The sequence below is a fragment of the Nonomuraea recticatena genome, assembly GCF_039533245.1.
Lineage (GTDB): Bacteria > Actinomycetota > Actinomycetes > Streptosporangiales > Streptosporangiaceae > Nonomuraea > Nonomuraea roseola.
In genome coordinates this window covers 60,199-78,079 of record NZ_BAAATE010000008.1, presented here as the reverse complement: position 1 = coordinate 78,079, position 17,881 = coordinate 60,199, and the positions used below count along the sequence as shown (strand labels likewise).

Here is a 17,881-nt window from a genome sequence, read left to right as displayed (position 1 = left end):
ATGGACGCTTTCACCACCCACACCGGTACGGCGGTGCCGCTGCGCCGCAGCAACGTCGACACCGACCAGATCATCCCCGCCGTCTGGCTCAAGCAGGTCAGCCGCACCGGGTTCGAGAAGGGCCTGTTCTCCGCCTGGCGCGAGGACCCGGCCTTCGTCCTGAACGACCCGTCCTACGAGGGCGCCAGCATCCTGGTCTCCGGCCCCGACTTCGGCACCGGCTCCTCGCGCGAGCACGCCGTGTGGGCCCTCCAGCAGTACGGCTTCCGCGTCGTGATCGCCGCCAGGTTCGGCGACATCTTCCGCAACAACTCCACCAAGATGGGCCTGCTGCCCGTCATCCTGCCCGCCGAGAAGGTCGAGGCGCTGCAGGCCGCCGTCGAGGCGGATCCGAAGCTGGCCGTCACCGTCGACCTGGGCGAACGCCAGGTGCGCTGGGCGGGCGAGAGCGTCGGCTTCGAGATCGACGACTACACTCGCTGGCGCCTGATGGAGGGCCTCGACGACATCGGCCTGACCCTGCGTCACGCCGACGACATCACCACGTACGAGAATGGTCGGCAGCCATGGCTGCCGACGACCGTCTAGAAGACGACGAACTGGCGCGGCGGTTGCGCGAAGCGCACCGCCGCGTCCGCATGCTCCCCGCCGCCGACCGAGAACGCTTTTCCCGCAGATATCTGGCGATCTGTGATCTCGCCAAGCGTGATCCGGACCGGGCGGCGACCCGGCTGGAGACCTTCCTTACCGATCTGACCAGCGATTTCGACACGCCGGACGCCCAATAAAACCGCCAGGGTGATTGAGTTCACAGGCGGTCCCGCTTTAGATTCAACCCGTAAGGGGTTTCTCGACCGTTGGACTCGTCTGCTGGAACCCCGAGCCGTAACAGGGGGAGCGAAACCTAATGAACAAGCGGGAACTCGTCGACGCCATCGCGGACCGGGTGGGCGACAAGAAGACGGCCACCGAGGCCGTGAACGCCATTCTCGAGGCCATCCAGAAGGCCGTGGCGGCCGGTGACAAGGTCTCGATCACGGGCTTCGGCGCGTTCGAGATGGTTCACAAGCCGGCGCGCACCGCAAGGAACCCGTCAACCGGCGCGGAGATCAAGGTCGCCGAGAGCTGGGGGCCCAAGTTCCGTCCGGGCTCCGACTTCAAGGAGCTGGTGAACGTCAGCGGCAAGAAGTCCGCGAAGAAGAAGTAGCCGCAGCGCGACCGCGCCCGGACACCTTTCATGGGTCCGGGCGCTTGTCGTTTTCCTGACGTGATCAGGGCAGCGGAAACGTCGACAGCGTGACGAAGGTGATGTCGTCCCCCGTAAGGACGAGGTTGACCCGCTGGCCCGTCCGCAGCAGCCGCAGCGGGCCGGCGTCGAACGCGCGCGTGCCGAATTCCAGCACGCTTCCGTCGTCGAGGAACACCGACCCCGATCGGGTCACCGGATCGAAACTCCGCACTGTCGCCTGCACGAACCCAGCGTAAATGGTTTGACCGCCGAGAAGGAGGCGGGTGAGGATCACGGGTCGTGCCGACGAAACAGAGCATCTGGCGGAACACCGCCTTCCAGCGGATGGTGGGCGCCGACGCACTGAGTCAGTTCGGCACGCAGGTGACGTTGGTGGCGCTGCCGCTGACCGCGCTGCTGACACTGGAGGCCAGCCCGTTCCAGCTGGGTCTGCTCACCGCCGCCGAGATGGCCGCCTTCCTGCTCATCGGCCTGCCCGCGGGGGTGTGGGCCGACCGGTTGCGCCGCCGTCCGATCCTGGTCGCCGCCGACGCCATGCGCGCCGTGGCGCTGCTCAGCATCCCCCTGGCCGCCTTCGCGGGGGTCCTGTCGCTGGCGCAGCTCTACGTCGTGGCGCTGATCGTCGGCGTGGGCACGGTCTTCTTCGACGTCGCGCACATGAGCTTCGTGCCGTCCATCGTGGACAGGGACGACCTGCCGAGGGGCATCGGCACCATGGAGACGCTGCGCAGCGGGGCGTGGCTGGCAGGTCCAGGGCTCGGCGGCTGGCTGGTCCAGGTGTTCACGGCCCCCGTCGCGCTGCTGGCCGACGCGATCACCTACGCCTGCTCCGCGGTCATCCTGTCCACGATCAGGGCCGACGAGCGCCCCGACTCACCGCAGCGAAGGAACCTCAGGGCGGAGGTCGCCGAGGGCCTGAGGTACGTGCTCGGCCACCGCGTGCTGCGCCTCATCGCCATGGTCGGCGCACTGAACATGCTGGCCAACGGCCTGTGGGCGGTCGTGCAGCCGCTGCTGCTTGTGCGCGAGCTCGACCTCGGCGCCGGCGCCTACGGACTGATCGTCTCGGCCACGGGCGTGGGCGGCGTGGTCGGCGGCGTGCTCGCACCCAAGATCATCGACCGGTACGGCAACGGCGGCGCCATGTACGGCGGGGCCGTCCTTGCCGGACTGTTCCCTCTGCTCGTCGGGTTCACCGCGGACGGCTGGCGCGTGGTGCTCTACCCGGTCGGCATGGCATTGACGGTCGCCTCTGCGATCGTGCTCAACGTCGGCCAGGGCAGCTACCGCCAGGCCGTCACCCCCGACCACCTGCGCGGCAGGATGAACGCCAGCATGCGCTTCCTCATGTGGAGCGCGATGCCGGTGGGCGGGATCCTCGGCGGCCTGCTGGCCGAGCAGCTGAGCGTCTGGACGCTGCTGTGGGTGGCCTGTCTCGCCACCGTCGTGGGACACCTGCCGTTCATCGTGTCGCCCTGGATCCGCGCCCTGCGCGCCGAACAGCCCTAGCCGAACAGCCCTGGACCGAGCAGGAACAGGGGAGTGAGCGGTCTAGCGGCCGGGGCCGGTCGCGAGACCGAGCAGGGCCGCCACCGCGGCGGTGTGCGGGCCGAGGCCGAGCCTGATGGCCGCGCGCAGGTCGTCGGGGGTGTCGACGTCGCGCCTGACCGAGTCGATCCCGTCGGGCGTGAGCTCCTTGGCGCCCCCTCCGAGGTGCTTGGCCCTCGACTCGCCGCCGAAGCGAGGCTCGAAGGGCGCCCCCGGCCGCACGCCGTAGAAGGTGGTGCCGACCTCCAGGGCGTCGGGCACGAACGACTGGTCGAAGTCGGCCGCCGCCTCCAGCACCCTGCCGAGCTCGGCGGCGCGCAACGCGGGCAGGTCGGCCTGGAGCGCGCCGATCCCGTCGTGTGGCGCCAGCCGTACGGCATGCGCGGCGCCCGCGTGCAGCGCGGTGTTGAGACCGCGGTCAGGGTCGGGGACGACCACGGCCCCCAGGGCCGCCAGCGGGCCCGCGGCGGCGGGGTCGGCGTGCACCACGATGACGCGCGCCACGGCGGGGCAGGCCAGCGCGGCGGAGAGCGTGTCGCTGGCCACCGCGACCGCCAGCGCGGTGCGGTGCGGGCCCGTCGCGGCCGCCAGCCGGGTCTTGGCCGCTACCAGGGTCTTCACCGGGATGACGAGTGACCAGCGGAAGCTCATAGGCTTAAGCATCTCGTCTCGACATCCTGCGCGGCCAACCGGGAGACTTGGGGCGCAAGCCGTCTCTCTTGGAGGAGTTCATGAGCCGCCGCCCCGGCAGACCATCGCGTCCCTGGGAGACCTTCGCCGTCGTGATCGTCAAACCGCTCTCGTGGCTGCTGGTCAAGAAGGACTGGCGCAGGGGCGAGCTCCTCCCGAGAACCGGCGGCATCATCATCGCGACCAATCACCTCTCGTGGGCCGATCCGGTCCTGCTGTCGCACTTCCTCTACAACAACGGGCGCTGGCCGACCATTCTCGCCAAGGCCGCGCTGTTCAGGGTGCCGCTGCTCAAGGTCGCGGTCCGCGCGCTGCAGGCGATCCCCGTCTCGAGGGGCACCAGCGAGGCCGCCAGGTCGCTGGAGATCTCCGAGCAGCGGCTGCGCGCGGGTGGCGCGATCCTGTTCTACCCGGAGGGCACGGTCACCCGTGACCCCGCCCTGTGGCCGATGGTGGGCAAGACGGGCGTGGCCCGCCTGGCCCTGGAGACCGGCACCCCGGTGATCCCCGTCGCGCACTGGGGCGCGCACGAGCTGCTGCCCTACGGCCAGAAGAAACCAAGGCTCCTCCCGCGCAAGACGTTCTCCGTGCGGGTCGGGCCACCAGTCGACCTGTCGAAATACGAAGGGCAGCCGTTGCGAGGGTCCGTGTTGCGTGAGGCGACCGCCGACATCATGGCCGCCATCACCGTTCAGCTTGCCGAAATCAGGGGAGAGAAAGCTCCGGAGACCCCCTACGATCCGGCTGGACGGTGAAGCGGATGACCAAGGCCGCCGTGTTCGGGACCGGATCATGGGGCACGACGTTCGGCATGATCATGGCGAGGGCGGGCGTGGAGACCACGCTGTGGGGCCGCCGCGCCGAGATCGTCGAGGCGATCGACCGCCGCCACGAGAACCCCGACTACCTGCCGGGCGTCACACTGCCCCCCACGATGCGCGCCACGGGTGATCCCGCCCGCGCGCTGGAGGGCGCCGACTTCGTCGTGCTGGCCGTCCCCTCGCAGACGCTGCGGTCCAACCTCACCGCGTGGAAGCCCCACCTGCCGAAGGGCGCGGTGCTCGTCAGCCTGATGAAGGGCATCGAGCTCGGCACGACCAAGCGCATGAGCGAGGTCATCATGGAGGTCGCCGAGGTGCCGCAGGAGCGGGTGGCCGTCGTCTCGGGGCCCAACCTGGTGCCCGAGATCGCCCAGGGCCAGCCCGCGGCGACCGTGGTGTCCTGCCCCGACGAGCGGACCATGGAGCACCTGCAGGAGGCCTGTCACGTGCCGCCGTGGTTCCGTCCCTACACCAACCCCGACGTGGTGGGCGTGGAGCTGGGCGGGGCGGTCAAGAACGTGATCGCGCTGGCGGTCGGCGTCGCCTCGGGCATGGGCATGGGCGACAACGTCGGCGCGATGCTCATGACCCGCGGCCTGGCCGAGATCTCACGCCTGGGGGCGGCGCTCGGCGCCGACCCGCACACGTTCGCCGGCCTGGCGGGCATGGGCGACCTGGTCGCCACCTGCACCTCGCCGCTGTCGCGCAACCGCACCTTCGGCGAGAACCTCGGCAAGGGCATGACGCTGGCCGAGGTCGTCGCGGCCACCAAGCAGACCGCCGAGGGCGTCAAGTCCTGCGAGTCGGTGCTCGAACTGGCCAGGAAGCACGACGTGGAGATGCCGATCACCGAGGTGGTGGTGGGCGTCGTCCACGACGGGATGACCCCGGACGAGGCAGGGGTGCTGCTGATGTCACGCACCCCCAAACCGGAGAGATACGGCGTGTGAGAGAGAACACCAGGTGCGTGCGCGCGCCGGCGGAGGGCCGGTTCGCCGCCGCCGTGGCGGCCCTCGAAGGGGCGGCGGCGCCGGAGAACGTGGCGGGCCAGTCCTACGCCACGGGTGAGGCGGCGCTCGCCGCCGTCCTGCTGTCGTTCCTGCGCGGCGGCACGCACGTGGTCGCCCCCTCGAGGGCGGGCTTCGTCGCCAACGTGCTCGGCAGGTTCGGCGTGAGCGCCGACTTCGTCGACACTGCCGACCTGCCCGCGGTACGGCAGGCCGTCCGCGGCCACACGAAGCTGATCTACGCCGAGACGCTCTCGGACACCGGCGTGGCCGATCTGCGCGGCCTGTACCGCCTGGCCCGCGAGGTCGGCGCGATGCTCGTGGTCGACTCCACCCTCGCCACGCCGATCGTCTGCCGGCCGCTGGAGCACGGCGCCGACCTGGTGCTCCACTCGACCGGCCTCCTGCTCGGCGACCGCGAGGGCGGCGTCGTGGTCGGCAGGCACGACCTCATGCACAGGCTCACCAAGGACCTCGGCGCCCCGCTGTCGCCTGCCGACGAGCCCGCCCTGCTCAGCGCCATGGGGACACTCACGCTGCGGGTCAGGCGCAGGTGCGCGACCGCCATGGAGTTCGCCGCCGCCGTGGCCAAGCATCCCTCGGTCGTCGCCGTCGGCTATCCGGGCCTGCCGCAGGACCCCGGCCACCACCTGGCGCGCCAGCTGTTCGACTCAGGGCCCGAGGGCACCAGGTTCGGCACCCGCGTGATCGTCACGCCACGCGGTGACGCGGACGAGCTGGTCAAGTCGCTGAGGCTGATCGGCGACAGCACATGGGCCGTGAGACAGGGCAAGGCGGTCAGCTTCTCGATCGGGTTCGAAGACGTCGAAGATCTCGTCGCGGACGTGACACGAGCCCTTGACTCACAAGCAGGGTAGATTCGGGCGTCATGAGCAAGCCACGCGTCGCGGTCGTTTTCGGGGGTCGCAACTCGGAGCATGCCGTCTCCCTCATGGGGGCGGGCAGCGTTCTCGAGGCGATCGACAGGTCGAAGTACGAGGTGGTCCCCATCGGGATCGCCCAGGACGGCCGCTGGGTGCTGGCCGCCGGCGACCAGCGATACGCGATCGAGGACGGCAAGCTGCCCGTCGTCGACACCTCGGGCGCGGAGCTGGCGCTGCCCTCGGGGGAGGCGGCGCTGGTGGCCTACGAGCCGGGCAGCATCCCGGTCGAGCTGGGCACGGTGGACGTGGTCTTCCCCGTCATGCACGGCCCCTTCGCCGAGGACGGCACGATCCAGGGCCTGCTGGAGATGGCTGGGGTGCGCTACGTCGGCTCGGGCGTGCTGGCCAGCGCGGTCGGCATGGACAAGGCCTACATGAAGGCGATCCTGGCCGCCGCGGGGCTGCCCGTCGGGCCGTACGTGGTGGTGCGCGAGCGCGACTGGCGCCTCGACAAGGACCGCGTGGTCAAGGAGGTCGAGCAGCTGGGCTGGCCGGTCTTCGTCAAGCCGGCCCGCGCGGGCTCCAGCCAGGGCATCTCCAAGGCGCACGACCTGGCCTCGCTCGAGACCGCCGTCGAGTTCGCCCAGGCCCACGACCCCAAGGTGCTGGTCGAGGCGGCCATCGTCGGACGCGAGATCGAGTGCGCGGTGCTGGAGTCGCTCGGCGACGAGCCGCCCGCCGCCTCGACGCCCGGTGAGGTGCTGGTCGAGGGCGGGCAGGAGTTCTTCGACTTCGAGGCCAAGTACTACCCCGACCAGATGTCGCTGACCGTGCCCGCCGACATCCCCGCCGAGACGGCCGAGGAGCTGCGGGCGATGGCCGTACGCGCCTTCGAGGCGCTGGGCTGCGAGGGGCTTTCGCGGGTGGACTTCTTCTACACCTCCGACGGCAGGCTGATCCTCAACGAGATCAACACCATGCCCGGCTTCACGTCGCTGTCGGTGGCTCCCCAGCTGTGGGCGGCCAGCGGCCTGACCTACGCCCAGCTGGTCGAGCGCCTCATCCAGCTAGCGCTGGGTCGCAAGGCGGGTCTGCGCTAGCCGGTGGCCTTCTTCACCGGCCCTGAGAGCTCCATCAGGACGCCGGTGGCCTCGTGCGTCCTGGCGATCGTCACCTCCACGTAGGCGGTGCTCGTCACGGCGGTGAACAGGGTGGGCACGGTGGGGTCGGCGAACCACCCGACCCCGTCGAGCTCGGCCAGCTGGTCGGTGGCCGCCATCCGCGCGGGGCGGGGCACCCCGCAGCGCAGCGCGATCTCAGCCGATCCCCACACGGCGACATAGGGCGACTCGGGTGTGGAGGTCGTGCGCTCCGCGCCGTCGAGCGTGGCGGGCAGCAGGGGGCTGAGGCTGGTGCAGGCGGCCACCGCGTCACCCTGGGGGACGGGCGGCTCCACCTGGACCGCGCTGCCGCACCCGGCGAGAAGGAGCAGCGCCAGGACGGCAACACCTTGCTTCATATGTGGACAATAGGGCACGTCAGAGTACGGGTGATGCCATCGACGGCCTGGATCTGCGCGACGACGAGCTTGCCGAGCTCGTCGACGTTGCGAGCCTCGGCGCGCACGATGACGTCATAGGGGCCCGTCACGTCCTCGGCCTGGGTGACCCCGGTGATGCCGGCGATCTCACGAGCCACGGCCGCGGCCTTGCCCACCTCGGTCTGGATAAGGATGTACGCCTGCACCATTACGTCCTCCCGGGCGATTGGATCAGCGCCGAAGGGCCACCGTACCCTGTGTGCCGACAGGAGGTGCGCCATCACAGTCGGAGATCTCGGCGAATTCGGAGTTGTAGCACGTATCACCGGACGATTGCCACAGGGCGAGAGCGTGCTGCTCGGTCCCGGTGACGACGCTGCGGTGGTGAGAGCGCCCGATGGGCGGGTCGTAGTGTCAACGGACTTGTTGATCGAGGGTAGGCACTTTCGCCGCCATTGGTCCAGCGCGTATGACATAGGCAGGAAGGCCGCAGCACAGAATCTTTCCGATGTCGCCGCTATGGGGGCGATTCCGACAGCCCTCGTGGTGGGCCTCGGGATGCCCGCAGACGTTCCCGTGGCCTGGGTCGACGGCCTCGCCGACGGGTTCCGCGAGGAGTGCGCGCTCGTGGGAGCCAGCGTGGCGGGCGGCGACATCACCCGCTCCGAACTCGTGGTCATCGGCGTGACGGCGCTCGGCGATCTCGGCGGGCACGCGCCCGTCACCCGCTCGGGCGCGCGGCCTGGACAGGTCGTGGCCTTCGCCGGGCGGCTGGGATACGCGGCCGCAGGGCTCGCCCTGCTGGAGGCGGGGCTGGAGCCGGAGGGTGGGCCGCTTCTCGAGGCGGTCGAGGGGCACAGGAGGCCGCGTCCGCCGTACGCGTGCGGGCCCGAGGCCGCGCGCATGGGCGCGGCCGCGATGCTCGACGTGAGCGACGGTTTGCTGCAGGACCTCGGGCACGTGGCCGCCGCGAGCGGCGTGGGCATCACGCTCGACCCCACCGCCTTCCCGATCGGCGAGCCGGTGGCCGCCGCCGCCAAGGAGCTCGGAGCCGACCCGGTCGAGTGGGTGCTCACGGGTGGCGAAGATCACGCTCTGGCCGCAGTCTTCCCTCCGGAGGTACGGCTGCCGCCCCACTGGACGGTCGTCGGACACGTCGTGGAAGGCGCGAAGGTCCAGGTCGCGGGCCGTACGACGGGGCTCGGCGGGTGGGACCACTTCAGAGAGTGAAATGTCGGTTTCGAGAAGATACCCCCGTGAAAGTTGAGACAAACGCGTATTAAAGATGTTATTAAGATGGGCGGCCCATGTATCCGGCAGGAAGGGCGCCCATGGCCCGCCACGGCACCGGCGAACCAGAGCACGCGTGGTCTCAGGGGGGACGCGACTCGGAAGACCCGCAGGAGGCGGACTTTCGCTCCTTCGACGACCCCATAACCACGGGAGCCTTCATGGCCCCCGTGGTGGAGCAGTCGGGCTGGCCCGCGCAGCCCGACCAGCTCGACCAGCAGGTCCAGGCAGGGCCCTCCACGGGAGAGTGGGCCGTGCCGCCGCACCAGCCTGACGTTTTCGGCGGCCCCGCGACGGGGCCGATGTCGGCGAACGACGCCTTCGGCGGGCCTGTGTCCGCCTTCGGCGGCGCTCCAGAGGCCGGCGTCCCAGGGTCTCAGGGGGGACCCACGCCCTACGGTGAGCCCGCGGGCCCTGCCGGCCAGCACGCGACCCCCGGCGGTGAGGGCGTGGGACCGGAGAGCGAGCCCACGGCCGCCTACAACCCGCCGACGGACCGGTTGGTGGCCACGGGGCCTCCCAGGCAGCCGGTGGCCGCCTGGGAGGAGCCCTCCGACGTGCAGGAGACCGGCTTCCTCGGCGCGGGCGGCTGGGACGAGGGCCCCGCGGGCTGGGACGAGGAGCCGGGCGACAAGGGCTCCCGCAGGCGCGGGAGGCGACGCCCCTCGGCCCCTCCGCGTGAAGCGTCGTCCGGCGGCAGGGGCAAGGTCGCCATCCTGTCGGTGGCGGCCGTCGCGATCGTGCTCGGCGGCACCGTCGTCGGCGTGCGGATGGTCGGCTCGTCGGAGAAGACGCCGACGGCGGGCAAGGTGTCGGTCACCCAGGCGCCCCCCTCGATCTCGGATGAGCCCGAGCCGGAGCCTGAGCCCGACGCCGCCGAAGGCACCGAGGAGGCTCCCGTGGCAGGCGGCACGGAGGAGCCGAGCGAGGAGCCCTCGGAGACCAGGAACGTGAGGCCCCGCCCCACGGCCACGGCCTCGGCGCGGGCGCCCCGACGTACCAGCACGCCCAGGCCGACCGTCAAGAACACCCCGCGGTCGACGCCTGAGGACGACTTCGCGCCCAGTGAGGAGCCCACGGCCTCGGCCGAGCCCTCAGGGATGAGGGAGGCCGACAACACCGCTCCGCCCCCCGTCAGCGACGTGGAGCCGGGACCGACCGCCACCTCGCAGGTGGGCAGCGGCACCACCAGCAGCACCAACAGCACCAGGGGCACCGCCAGGGGCGGCGCCGCGGTCAACGTCAAGTTCGACGTGGTCAGGCAGCGCCTGGCCGGCTACACCGCCGAACTGCGGGTCGTCAACGAGTCGGGCAAGGCGCTGGCCGACCTGACCGTCAGCGTCCCCGTGGACGGCACCGTGTCCGCCGTGAGAGGCGCGCAGTGGAGCCAGGACGGCCAGCTGCTGGTCATCCAGCCCGACGCGGATCTGGAGGCGGGGGAGGCCGTCCAGATCACCTTCACCGCGGACGGCACCGCCACCGAGCCCCAGACCTGCGGCATGGTGGGCGGGGAGTGCACGGTCGCCTGAATGGTTGGATGGGGCCATGACCGTTTCGCCCCCTCCTCGCGTCCTCACCGTCGCCGGCTCCGACTCCGGCGGCGGCGCGGGTATCCAGGCCGATCTGAAGACGATGCTGGCGCTCGGCGTCCACGGCATGAGCGTGATCGCCGCCGTGACCGCCCAGAACTCCCTGGGCGTCCAGGGGTACTGGGAGCTGCCGCCCGAAGCGGTGCGCGCCCAGCTCGACTCGGTGCTGAGCGACATCGGCGCGCAGGCCGTCAAGACGGGCATGCTGGCCTCGCCCATCCTGGTGGAGACGGTCGCCGAGGCGCTGGCCGCCGCGGGCGCGCCCGTCGTGGTGGACCCCGTCGGCGTCTCCAAGCACGGCGACTCGCTGCTCGCGCCCGAGGCCGTCGACACCCTCAGGACGCTGCTGCTGCCCATCGCCACGGTCGTCACGCCGAACCTGTGGGAGGTCGAGCAGCTCACCTCCGTCAAGGTCGAGGACGAGCGCGACCTGCGCCGAGCCGCCGACGCCGTCCTGGCGCTCGGCCCCACCTGGGTCCTCGTCAAGGGCGGGCACCTGCCGGGCGAGCCCGTCGACCTGCTGACGGACGGAGCGGCGGAGTTCCGCTTCAGGGCGCCGCGCCTGGACAACCGCCACACCCACGGCACGGGCTGCACGCTCGCCTCGGCGATCGCGTCGTACCTGGCGATGGGCGACGACGTGCCGACGGCGGCGGGCAAGGCGAAGGACTACGTCACCGGCGCGATCGGCCGCGGCTTCCCCCTGGGCGACGGCATCGGCCCCGTGGACCACGCCTGGATGTGGCGCTCGTAGCCGTTCAGGGCCGTCACGGAAAGCCGAAAGCCCGTCGCTCGGATGAGCGACGGGCTTTCGGAAGTTGTGAAGACTAGCGGGTGACCTTGCCAGCCTTGATGCACGAGGTGCAGACGTTCATCTTCTTGGGCGTGCCACCAACGACCGCGCGCACCGTCTGGATGTTGGGGTTCCAACGACGACGGGTGCGACGGTGGGAGTGGGACACGTTGTTACCGAACGTCGGGCCCTTGCGGCAGACATCGCAGACGGAAGCCACGGTATCGCTCCTTTTCAGTCGATAAGCCCAGTCCGCTTGGATGTTGCGGGCGGAGGGCATGCCGGGGACAACCGGCCAGCCAGACGAGGATATCCGATCCGCACCCCTGACCGCGAACTCGAGCGGCAGCGGGTGGGTGTTGGGGATATTCTCCGCAATAACGCTAGCGCATCGGGGCCGCGAGGGAGCACACATGGAGGTTCTCGACCCGCCCGCGGTGCGCCGCTGGGCGCGGCTGGCCGCCGACACCCTGGGAAGGGCGAGGGCGGAGATCGACGCGCTGAACGTCTTCCCCGTGGCCGACGGCGACACGGGCACCAATCTGCACCTCACGATGCTCTCCGCGGCCGAGGCCGTGGAGGCGCTGCCCGACGACATGGGCGCCGCCGTGGTGTGGCAGACCATGGCGTACGGCGCGCTGGTCGGGGCCAGGGGCAACTCGGGCGTCATCGTCAGCCAGGCGCTCAGGGGGCTGGCCGAGGTGCTCAAGGATCGCGAGGGCACCGGCGCCGACCTGTGCGAGGGACTGGCGAGGGCGGCGAAGCTGGCCAGGTCGGCGGTGGCCAGGCCGGTCGAGGGCACCGTGCTGACCGTGCTCGAGGCGGTGGCGGCGGCCGTGCCCGCGGGTGATCTCGCCGCGACCGCGCGAGGAGCGGCGGCGGAGGCGAGGGCGGCGGCGCGGCGCACCCCCGGCCAGCTGGACGTGCTGGCCCGCAGCGGCGTGGTGGACGCCGGAGGGGCGGGGATGGCGATCATCCTTGAGGCGCTCGCCGCGGTGATCACCGACTCCTACGCCGAGCGCTACGACGTGCCCCCGCCGACGGGCAGGGTGACGCCGATGACCGAGTCGGGCGCAGGCTACGAGGTGATGTACCTGCTCGACGCCGACGAGGAGGCGGTGGGCAAGCTGCGCGCCGAGCTCGACTCGCTCGGCGACTCGCTGGTGGTGGTCGGCGGCGACGGGCTGTGGAACGTCCACGTGCACGTCGACGAGGCGGGCCAGGCGATCGAGGCGGGCATGAGGGCGGGCAGGCCGCACCGGATCAAGGTGACCTACCTGGCCGCGCCCGGCCGCACGCACAGGGCCGGCGGCGGCAGGGGGTGGTCGCGGTGGCCGCGGGCGACGGCATCGCCGCCCTGTTCGAGGAGTGCGGGGCCGTCGTCGTACGGCGGGAGCCAGGTTCGAGCCCCCCGCTGCCGGCGATGCTGGCGGCCATCCGCGAGGCGGGCAGCGAGGTGGCGGTGCTGCCCAACGACGAGGGCGTGAGGGCGGTCGCGGTCGCGGCGTCGGAGATCGCGCGCGAGGACGGCGTGGTGGTGAGCGTGCTGCCCACCAAGGCGACCGTGCAGGGGCTGGCCGCGCTGGCCGTCCACGACCCGCTGCGCCGCTTCGACGACGACGTGGTGGCCATGACCGACGCCGCGGGCCACACCCGCTACGGGCATCTGACGGTGGCCGACAGGCAGGCCTTCACCAGCGCGGGCATGTGCACGCCGGGCGACGTGCTCGGCATGATCGACGGCGACGTCGCGGTCATCGGCGGCTCGCTGACCGAGGTCGCGGCGCTGATCGTGGACAGGATGGTGGCGGGCGGCGGCGAGCTGGTCACCCTGGTCACAGGGGCGGGCGCGCCGGTACGGCTCGCCGCGTCGGTGGAGGAGCGGCTGGCGGACACCAGGCCCGACGTGGAGGTCGTCGTCTACGACGGAGAGCAGGGCGGTTACCCGTTGCTCATCGGTGTCGAGTGAATCCTGTCGGTCGCAGGCGGTACAACTGGTTGACGTGAGTCGATTCGACGAGCCCCTGAGCAAGGCGCTCGATCCCAAGACCGCCAAGCTGCTGCACAGCGTGCTCGACCTGGAGACGGTCGGCGACCTGCTGCGCCACTACCCGCGCCGCTACGCCGAGCGCGGCGAGCTGACCTCGCTCGACGCGCTCGAGGTCGACGAGCACGTCACGGTCGTCGGCGAGGTCACCAGGCTCATGCGCAAACCCATGCGCAACAGGGGCGGCACCTGGCTCGAGGTCGAGGTCGTCGACGGCACCGGCAAGAAGATCTACCTGTCGTTCTTCGGCAAGGGCTCCCACGTGGCCGAGTCGCGCCTGAAGACCGGGCGGCGCGGCATGTTCGCGGGCAAGGTGGGGCTGTTCGGCGCCAGGGCGACGCCGCGCTGGCAGCTGACCCATCCCGAGTTCGAGCTGTTCGAGGAGGAGACCGAGGCGAACGCGGCCGAGTTCGCCGCCGCGCCCGTGCCGATCTACCCCGCGGGCAAGGACCTCACCCCCTGGGCCATCCGCAGGGCCGTCGGGGTGGTCCTCGACACGCTCGGCCCGCTGGAGGATCCGCTCCCCGCCGAGCTGCGCCGCAGGCACGAGCTGCCCGACCTGGCCGACGCGCTGGTGGCCGTCCACAGGCCGCGAGACTTCGGCGACGTGACGAGGGCGCGCAAGAGGCTGAAGTTCGACGAGGCGTTCGTGCTGCAGGCCGTCCTGCTGCAGCGCAGGGCCGCGGCGGTGGCCTGGCCCGCCAAGGCCCGCCCGCGCGTGGCGGGCGGCATGCTGGCCGCCTTCGACGAGCGGCTGCCGTTCTCGCTCACCGAGGGGCAGGCGGCCGTCGGTGAGGAGATCGCGGCCGACCTCGCCATGGAGCACCCGATGCACCGGCTGCTCCAGGGCGAGTTCGGCGCGGGCAAGACGGTGGTGGCGCTGCGCGCCATGCTGCAGGTCGTCGACGCGGGGGGCCAGGCCGTCCTGCTGGCGCCCACCGAGGTGCTGGCCCAGCAGCACCACCGCTCGATCACCTCGATGCTGGGCGACCTGGCGGCCGGCGGCATGTTCGGCGGCACCGCGGTGGGGCTGCTCACCGGCTCCATGGGCACGGCCGCGCGCCGCTCGGCCCTGCTCGACGCCGCCTCGGGCACCGCGGGCATCGTCGTCGGCACCCACGCGCTGCTGCAGGAGCACGTCCAGTTCGCCGACCTGGGCCTCGTCGTCGTCGACGAGCAGCACAGGTTCGGCGTCGAACAGCGCGACGCGCTGCGCGAGAAGGTGTCGGGCGGGCGTCCCCACGTGCTGGTCATGACCGCCACGCCCATTCCGCGCACGGTCGCCATGACCGTCTTCGGCGATCTCGAGGTCTCGACGCTGTCGCAACTGCCCTCGGGCCGCGCGCCGATCACCACCCACGTCGTTCCCGCCGCGGAGAAGCCCCACTACCTCGAACGCACGTGGGAGCGCGTGCGCGAGGAGGTCGGCCTCGGCTGCCAGGCCTACATCGTCTGCCCCCGCATCGGCGACCTGGAGGGCGACGAGGGAGACCTCGCGGCGGGCGACGACGACAAGCGGCCGCCGCTGGCGGTGCTCGAGGTGGCCGAGATGCTCGCCTCCGGGCCGCTGCACGGGCTGCGCGTCGAGGTGCTGCACGGCAAGCTCCCTCCCGAGGAGAAGGACGCGATCATGCGCGCCTTCTCGCAGGGCGCCGTCGACGTGCTGGTGGCCACCACCGTGATCGAGGTGGGCGTCGACGTGCCCAACTCCTCCGTCATGATCATCATGGACGCCGACAGGTTCGGGGTCTCGCAGCTGCACCAGCTCAGGGGGCGCGTGGGCCGAGGCGGGCTGCCCGGGCTGTGCCTGCTCGTCACCGAGTTCCCCGCGGGCACCCCCGCGAGGGAGCGCCTCGAGGCGGTCGCCTCCACGCTCGACGGGTTCGAGCTGTCGAGGGTCGACCTGGAGCAGCGGCGTGAGGGCGACGTGCTCGGAGCGGCCCAGTCGGGCAAGCGCTCCTCGCTCAAGATGCTGCAGCTGCTCAGGGACGAGGACGTGATCGTGGCCGCCCGCGAGGAGGCGGCGGCGCTGCTGTCGGCCGACCCCGAGCTGTCGTCCCTGCCCGGCCTGCGCGCCGAGATCGACAGGCTGCTGGCCGACGAGCGGGCGGGATACCTGGAGAAGACCTGAGGCCCGGTCCACGCAGGTTCGTGCCGGAGACCCCGGCCCGGCGGGAAGCCGCGTCCTGCGGGAAGCTCGTCCTGCGGGAAGCTTCGTTCTGCGGGAGGTTCGTCCTGCGCCGCCCGTCACCACCGCCATTGCGGTGGTGACGGGCCCAGCGCCGGGGACGGCCTCCCCCCGAATGCCGTCCCCGGCTGGGCCCACCCCTCGGGTCAGGTGCCGAGGGAACCGGCGTGCGGAAGGGCTCACGATCACGCCGGTCGACCTTCATTTGGGTCACCTCGAAGGTCGCAGAACTCATCATGCGGGCCGATCGGAGCGATAGCTACGACCCTTGCGCAGTCGAGGCAGACACTTGTCCACTCTTGACCTGCGCTGACATGCGGAACAATGGGTGGCATGACGCGGATCATCGCGGGGAGCGCGGGTGGCAGACGGCTGGCGGTGCCGCAGGGCCGTACGACGAGGCCGACGAGTGACAGGGCAAGAGAAGGGATCTTCTTGACGCTCGACTCGCTGCACGGGCTCGCGGGCGCCAGGGTGATCGATCTCTACGCGGGTTCGGGGGCGGTCGGGCTGGAGGCGGTGTCCAGGGGAGCGGCCCACGCGCTGCTGGTGGAGTCCGACCCCAGGGCGGTGAAGACCATCAAGGCCAACATCAGGGAGCTCGGCTTCGGCGAGGCGACGGTGGTGGCCGACAGGGTGGAGCGGCTGCTGGCCAGGCAGGGCGAGCCGTACGACATCGTCTTCGCCGACCCGCCCTACGCGGTCACCGACGAGGACGTCACGAGGATGCTCGAACTGCTGCGCGACAACGGCTGGCTCACGCCGGACGCGCTCCTCGCGGTGGAACGCGAGAGCAGGGGGAAGGACCTGGTGTGGCCCCCTGGCTACGAGGAGGAGAGGGTCCGTCGTTACGGCGAAGCGTCCGTTTGGTACGGTCGCGCCGCCGGGAACCCGTAAACGTGGGAGGCGATGTGCGCCGCGTAGTGTGCCCAGGGTCGTTCGACCCCATCACCAACGGACACCTCGACATCATCGGCCGGGCCGCCCGGCTGTATGACGAGGTGACAGTCGCCGTACTGATCAATGTCGAGAAGAAGAGCCTGTTCACGGTCGAGGAACGCATCGACATCCTCACCACGGTCACCAAGGACTACCCCAACGTCAGGGTCGAGAAGTTCCACGGCCTGCTCGTCGACTTCTGCCGCCAGAACGACATCCCGGCGATCGTCAAGGGCATCCGCGTGGTCAGCGACTTCGACTACGAACTGCAGATGGCGCAGCTCAACTACCGCCTGTCGGGCGTGGAGACGCTGTTCATGCCGACGAATCCGGAATATTCGTTCCTGTCGTCGTCCAGGGTGAAGGAGATCGCCCGGTACGGTGGCGATGTCTCCGGGCTCGTCCCTGATCTGGTGCACAAGCTCTTGATCGAACGGCTCAGGGGCTGACCCGCGCCTGGTATCGTTGCTATCTGGCCTTGTACGACGGCGATATTTCGCCATGCCTAGCGAGAGCAGGATGACTCAGCACCTCGACCCCCGCGCCCCTTGGGTGATCTCCACTCATGACCTGGGCAGGCGGCCGGGCTCGATGCGGCAGATGACTCTGTCCCTCCCGGCACCGGCAAATCTCGGCGTCGACATGATCGGTGTCCCCAAGGACACCGAAGTCGAGCTGAACATCAGGCTCGAAGCAGTGATGGAAGGCGTGCTCGTCTCGGGCACCGCACACGCTCCCCTCGCGGGGGAGTGCTCGCGGTGTCTCGACCCGTTGTCCTCGGAGATCGAGGTCAACCTGCAGGAGCTGTTCTTCTACTCCGACGAGGACGCCTCGGAGGAGGACTCACTGCTCGACGGTGAACTTCTCGACCTCGAGCCGACGTTCCGCGACGCGGTGGTGCTCGCACTGCCGCTCAGCCCCGTGTGCAGGGAAGACTGCCAGGGGCTGTGCGTGGACTGCGGGGTCAAGCTGGCCGAGGCCGGCCCTGACCACGGGCACGAGAAGATCGACGCTCGCTGGGCGTCGTTGCAAGGTCTGATTTCCGAGAACGATAACGATCAGGAGAAGTGACGTGGCCGTCCCGAAGCGGAAGATGTCGCGGAGCAACACCCGCTCCCGCCGCGCCCAGTGGAAGACGTCTGCTGTCGCGCTGGTGAGCTGCCCGCAGTGCCGTTCGCCCAAGCAGCCGCACATCGCGTGCCCGACCTGCGGCACCTACAACCGCCGTCAGGTCATCGAGCCGTCTGCCTGATCGCACAATGACGGAATGCCGGCCGGTGCCCATGCTGCTCCGGT

Annotated in this window: 22 protein-coding genes and 1 pseudogene; 18 read left to right on the top strand and 5 right to left on the bottom strand. The window is 70.7% G+C overall.

What is annotated here, in order from left to right; translation table 11 throughout:
• The 3 genes from leuD (at nt 1) to ABFX50_RS17765 (ending at nt 1,207) form a co-directional block, all read left to right on the top strand.
• On the top strand, nt 1-588 hold the full coding sequence (gene leuD / locus ABFX50_RS17775; protein ID WP_183656370.1) for a 3-isopropylmalate dehydratase small subunit: 588 nt from the start codon (nt 1-3) through the stop codon (nt 586-588).
• Nucleotides 567-788 (top strand): SCO5555 family protein, encoded by a 222-nt coding sequence (locus tag ABFX50_RS17770; RefSeq protein ID WP_183656373.1) that lies wholly within the window; start codon nt 567-569, stop codon nt 786-788. The genes leuD and ABFX50_RS17770 overlap by 22 nt, the downstream gene beginning before the upstream one ends.
• Before the next feature lie 119 nt (nt 789-907).
• Entirely contained in the window at nt 908-1,207 is a 300-nt protein-coding gene (locus ABFX50_RS17765) for an HU family DNA-binding protein (RefSeq protein ID WP_183656376.1), read from the top strand.
• 64 nt (nt 1,208-1,271) lie between these two features.
• On the opposite strand, the gene ABFX50_RS17760 is transcribed toward ABFX50_RS17765, so the two are convergent.
• Nucleotides 1,272-1,472 carry a hypothetical protein gene (locus ABFX50_RS17760; RefSeq protein WP_346147703.1) on the bottom strand — a complete coding sequence of 67 codons (201 nt, stop codon included), beginning with the start codon at nt 1,470-1,472 and terminating at the stop codon, nt 1,272-1,274.
• Nucleotides 1,473-1,528: 56 nt separating this feature from the next.
• Between ABFX50_RS17760 and ABFX50_RS17755 the strand changes: the two genes are divergently transcribed.
• Complete coding sequence (locus ABFX50_RS17755; protein ID WP_346147701.1) at nt 1,529-2,758, top strand: MFS transporter; 1,230 nt, start codon at nt 1,529-1,531, stop codon at nt 2,756-2,758.
• 42 nt (nt 2,759-2,800) lie between these two features.
• Here ABFX50_RS17755 and cofC read toward each other — a convergent pair whose 3' ends face one another.
• Nucleotides 2,801-3,448, bottom strand: a complete 648-nt coding sequence (gene cofC / locus ABFX50_RS17750; RefSeq protein ID WP_346147700.1) for a 2-phospho-L-lactate guanylyltransferase — start codon at nt 3,446-3,448, stop codon at nt 2,801-2,803.
• 80 nt (nt 3,449-3,528) lie between these two features.
• Between cofC and ABFX50_RS17745 the strand changes: the two genes are divergently transcribed.
• From ABFX50_RS17745 to ABFX50_RS17730, 4 genes are read left to right on the top strand one after another with little or no spacing between them, the layout of a single operon-like run.
• Nucleotides 3,529-4,242 (top strand): lysophospholipid acyltransferase family protein, encoded by a 714-nt coding sequence (locus tag ABFX50_RS17745; RefSeq protein ID WP_346147698.1) that lies wholly within the window; start codon nt 3,529-3,531, stop codon nt 4,240-4,242.
• A 5-nt stretch (nt 4,243-4,247) separates the two neighbouring features.
• Nucleotides 4,248-5,258, top strand: coding sequence for an NAD(P)H-dependent glycerol-3-phosphate dehydrogenase (locus ABFX50_RS17740; protein ID WP_183656390.1), 1,011 nt, complete (start codon nt 4,248-4,250; stop codon nt 5,256-5,258).
• Entirely contained in the window at nt 5,255-6,193 is a 939-nt protein-coding gene (locus ABFX50_RS17735; protein ID WP_346147695.1) for a PLP-dependent transferase, read from the top strand. Before ABFX50_RS17740 ends, ABFX50_RS17735 begins: the two co-directional genes overlap by 4 nt.
• Nucleotides 6,194-6,204: 11 nt before the next feature.
• Entirely contained in the window at nt 6,205-7,299 is a 1,095-nt protein-coding gene (locus ABFX50_RS17730; protein ID WP_346147693.1) for a D-alanine--D-alanine ligase family protein, read from the top strand.
• Here ABFX50_RS17730 and ABFX50_RS17725 read toward each other — a convergent pair.
• Together ABFX50_RS17725 and ABFX50_RS17720 are read right to left on the bottom strand one after the other, a co-directional pair.
• The gene (locus ABFX50_RS17725) at nt 7,296-7,718 is read right to left on the bottom strand and encodes a DUF3515 family protein (protein ID WP_346147691.1); all 423 of its coding nucleotides are present in this window, start codon (nt 7,716-7,718) and stop codon (nt 7,296-7,298) included. The two genes, ABFX50_RS17730 and ABFX50_RS17725, sit on opposite strands and share 4 nt — an antisense overlap.
• Complete coding sequence (locus ABFX50_RS17720; protein WP_183656398.1) at nt 7,715-7,948, bottom strand: Lrp/AsnC family transcriptional regulator; 234 nt, start codon at nt 7,946-7,948, stop codon at nt 7,715-7,717. The genes ABFX50_RS17725 and ABFX50_RS17720 overlap by 4 nt, the downstream gene beginning before the upstream one ends.
• Here ABFX50_RS17720 and ABFX50_RS17715 point away from each other — a divergent pair.
• The 3 genes from ABFX50_RS17715 (at nt 7,932) to thiD (ending at nt 11,372) form a co-directional block, all read left to right on the top strand.
• Entirely contained in the window at nt 7,932-8,969 is a 1,038-nt protein-coding gene (locus ABFX50_RS17715) for a thiamine-phosphate kinase (RefSeq protein ID WP_379505394.1), read from the top strand. The genes ABFX50_RS17720 and ABFX50_RS17715 overlap by 17 nt on opposite strands.
• 221 nt (nt 8,970-9,190) lie before the next feature.
• A complete protein-coding gene (locus ABFX50_RS17710) occupies nt 9,191-10,558 on the top strand; it encodes a hypothetical protein (RefSeq protein ID WP_346147687.1) in 1,368 nt (455 codons plus the stop codon).
• Nucleotides 10,559-10,574: 16 nt separating this feature from the next.
• On the top strand, nt 10,575-11,372 hold the full coding sequence (gene thiD / locus ABFX50_RS17705) for a bifunctional hydroxymethylpyrimidine kinase/phosphomethylpyrimidine kinase (RefSeq protein WP_346147685.1): 798 nt from the start codon (nt 10,575-10,577) through the stop codon (nt 11,370-11,372).
• 73 nt (nt 11,373-11,445) lie between these two features.
• Here thiD and rpmB read toward each other — a convergent pair whose 3' ends face one another.
• Nucleotides 11,446-11,631, bottom strand: a complete 186-nt coding sequence (rpmB, locus tag ABFX50_RS17700; protein WP_183656410.1) for a 50S ribosomal protein L28 — start codon at nt 11,629-11,631, stop codon at nt 11,446-11,448.
• 40 nt (nt 11,632-11,671) lie between these two features.
• On the opposite strand from rpmB, the pseudogene ABFX50_RS17695 reads away from it, so the two are divergent.
• The 7 genes and pseudogenes from ABFX50_RS17695 to rpmF form a co-directional block, all read left to right on the top strand.
• Nucleotides 11,672-12,634 (top strand): annotated as a pseudogene (locus ABFX50_RS17695) (DAK2 domain-containing protein); the annotation flags it as partial.
• Nucleotides 12,598-13,380, top strand: a complete 783-nt coding sequence (locus ABFX50_RS17690; RefSeq protein WP_346147683.1) for a hypothetical protein — start codon at nt 12,598-12,600, stop codon at nt 13,378-13,380. The pseudogene ABFX50_RS17695 and the gene ABFX50_RS17690, both read left to right, overlap by 37 nt.
• Before the next feature lie 34 nt (nt 13,381-13,414).
• The gene (gene recG, locus ABFX50_RS17685) at nt 13,415-15,589 is read left to right on the top strand and encodes an ATP-dependent DNA helicase RecG (RefSeq protein WP_346147682.1); all 2,175 of its coding nucleotides are present in this window, start codon (nt 13,415-13,417) and stop codon (nt 15,587-15,589) included.
• A 390-nt stretch (nt 15,590-15,979) separates the two neighbouring features.
• Nucleotides 15,980-16,543, top strand: a complete 564-nt coding sequence (rsmD, locus tag ABFX50_RS17680; RefSeq protein WP_346147681.1) for a 16S rRNA (guanine(966)-N(2))-methyltransferase RsmD — start codon at nt 15,980-15,982, stop codon at nt 16,541-16,543.
• Nucleotides 16,544-16,557: 14 nt separating this feature from the next.
• The gene (coaD, locus tag ABFX50_RS17675; protein WP_183656422.1) at nt 16,558-17,034 is read left to right on the top strand and encodes a pantetheine-phosphate adenylyltransferase; all 477 of its coding nucleotides are present in this window, start codon (nt 16,558-16,560) and stop codon (nt 17,032-17,034) included.
• Between the two features lie 70 nt (nt 17,035-17,104).
• Complete coding sequence (locus ABFX50_RS17670; protein WP_183656425.1) at nt 17,105-17,656, top strand: YceD family protein; 552 nt, start codon at nt 17,105-17,107, stop codon at nt 17,654-17,656.
• A 1-nt stretch (nt 17,657) separates the two neighbouring features.
• Complete coding sequence (rpmF, locus tag ABFX50_RS17665) at nt 17,658-17,837, top strand: 50S ribosomal protein L32 (RefSeq protein ID WP_183656428.1); 180 nt, start codon at nt 17,658-17,660, stop codon at nt 17,835-17,837.
• Nucleotides 17,838-17,881 lie beyond the last annotated feature (44 nt).

What these genes read in the sequence shown, in the direction of transcription:
- leuD (WP_183656370.1), top strand. Translation starts at nt 1, where the DNA reads ATGGACGCTTTCACCACCCACACCGGTACGGCGGTGCCGCTGCGCCGC.
- ABFX50_RS17770 (WP_183656373.1), top strand. Translation starts at nt 567, where the DNA reads ATGGCTGCCGACGACCGTCTAGAAGACGACGAACTGGCGCGGCGGTTG.
- ABFX50_RS17765 (WP_183656376.1), top strand. Translation starts at nt 908, where the DNA reads ATGAACAAGCGGGAACTCGTCGACGCCATCGCGGACCGGGTGGGCGAC.
- cofC (WP_346147700.1), bottom strand. Translation starts at nt 3,448, where the DNA reads ATGAGCTTCCGCTGGTCACTCGTCATCCCGGTGAAGACCCTGGTAGCG.
- ABFX50_RS17745 (WP_346147698.1), top strand. Translation starts at nt 3,529, where the DNA reads ATGAGCCGCCGCCCCGGCAGACCATCGCGTCCCTGGGAGACCTTCGCC.
- ABFX50_RS17740 (WP_183656390.1), top strand. Translation starts at nt 4,248, where the DNA reads ATGACCAAGGCCGCCGTGTTCGGGACCGGATCATGGGGCACGACGTTC.
- ABFX50_RS17730 (WP_346147693.1), top strand. Translation starts at nt 6,205, where the DNA reads ATGAGCAAGCCACGCGTCGCGGTCGTTTTCGGGGGTCGCAACTCGGAG.
- ABFX50_RS17725 (WP_346147691.1), bottom strand. Translation starts at nt 7,718, where the DNA reads ATGAAGCAAGGTGTTGCCGTCCTGGCGCTGCTCCTTCTCGCCGGGTGC.
- ABFX50_RS17715 (WP_379505394.1), top strand. Translation starts at nt 7,932, where the DNA reads ATGTACGCCTGCACCATTACGTCCTCCCGGGCGATTGGATCAGCGCCG.
- ABFX50_RS17720 (WP_183656398.1), bottom strand. Translation starts at nt 7,948, where the DNA reads ATGGTGCAGGCGTACATCCTTATCCAGACCGAGGTGGGCAAGGCCGCG.
- ABFX50_RS17710 (WP_346147687.1), top strand. Translation starts at nt 9,191, where the DNA reads ATGGCCCCCGTGGTGGAGCAGTCGGGCTGGCCCGCGCAGCCCGACCAG.
- thiD (WP_346147685.1), top strand. Translation starts at nt 10,575, where the DNA reads ATGACCGTTTCGCCCCCTCCTCGCGTCCTCACCGTCGCCGGCTCCGAC.
- rsmD (WP_346147681.1), top strand. Translation starts at nt 15,980, where the DNA reads ATGACGCGGATCATCGCGGGGAGCGCGGGTGGCAGACGGCTGGCGGTG.
- ABFX50_RS17670 (WP_183656425.1), top strand. Translation starts at nt 17,105, where the DNA reads ATGACTCAGCACCTCGACCCCCGCGCCCCTTGGGTGATCTCCACTCAT.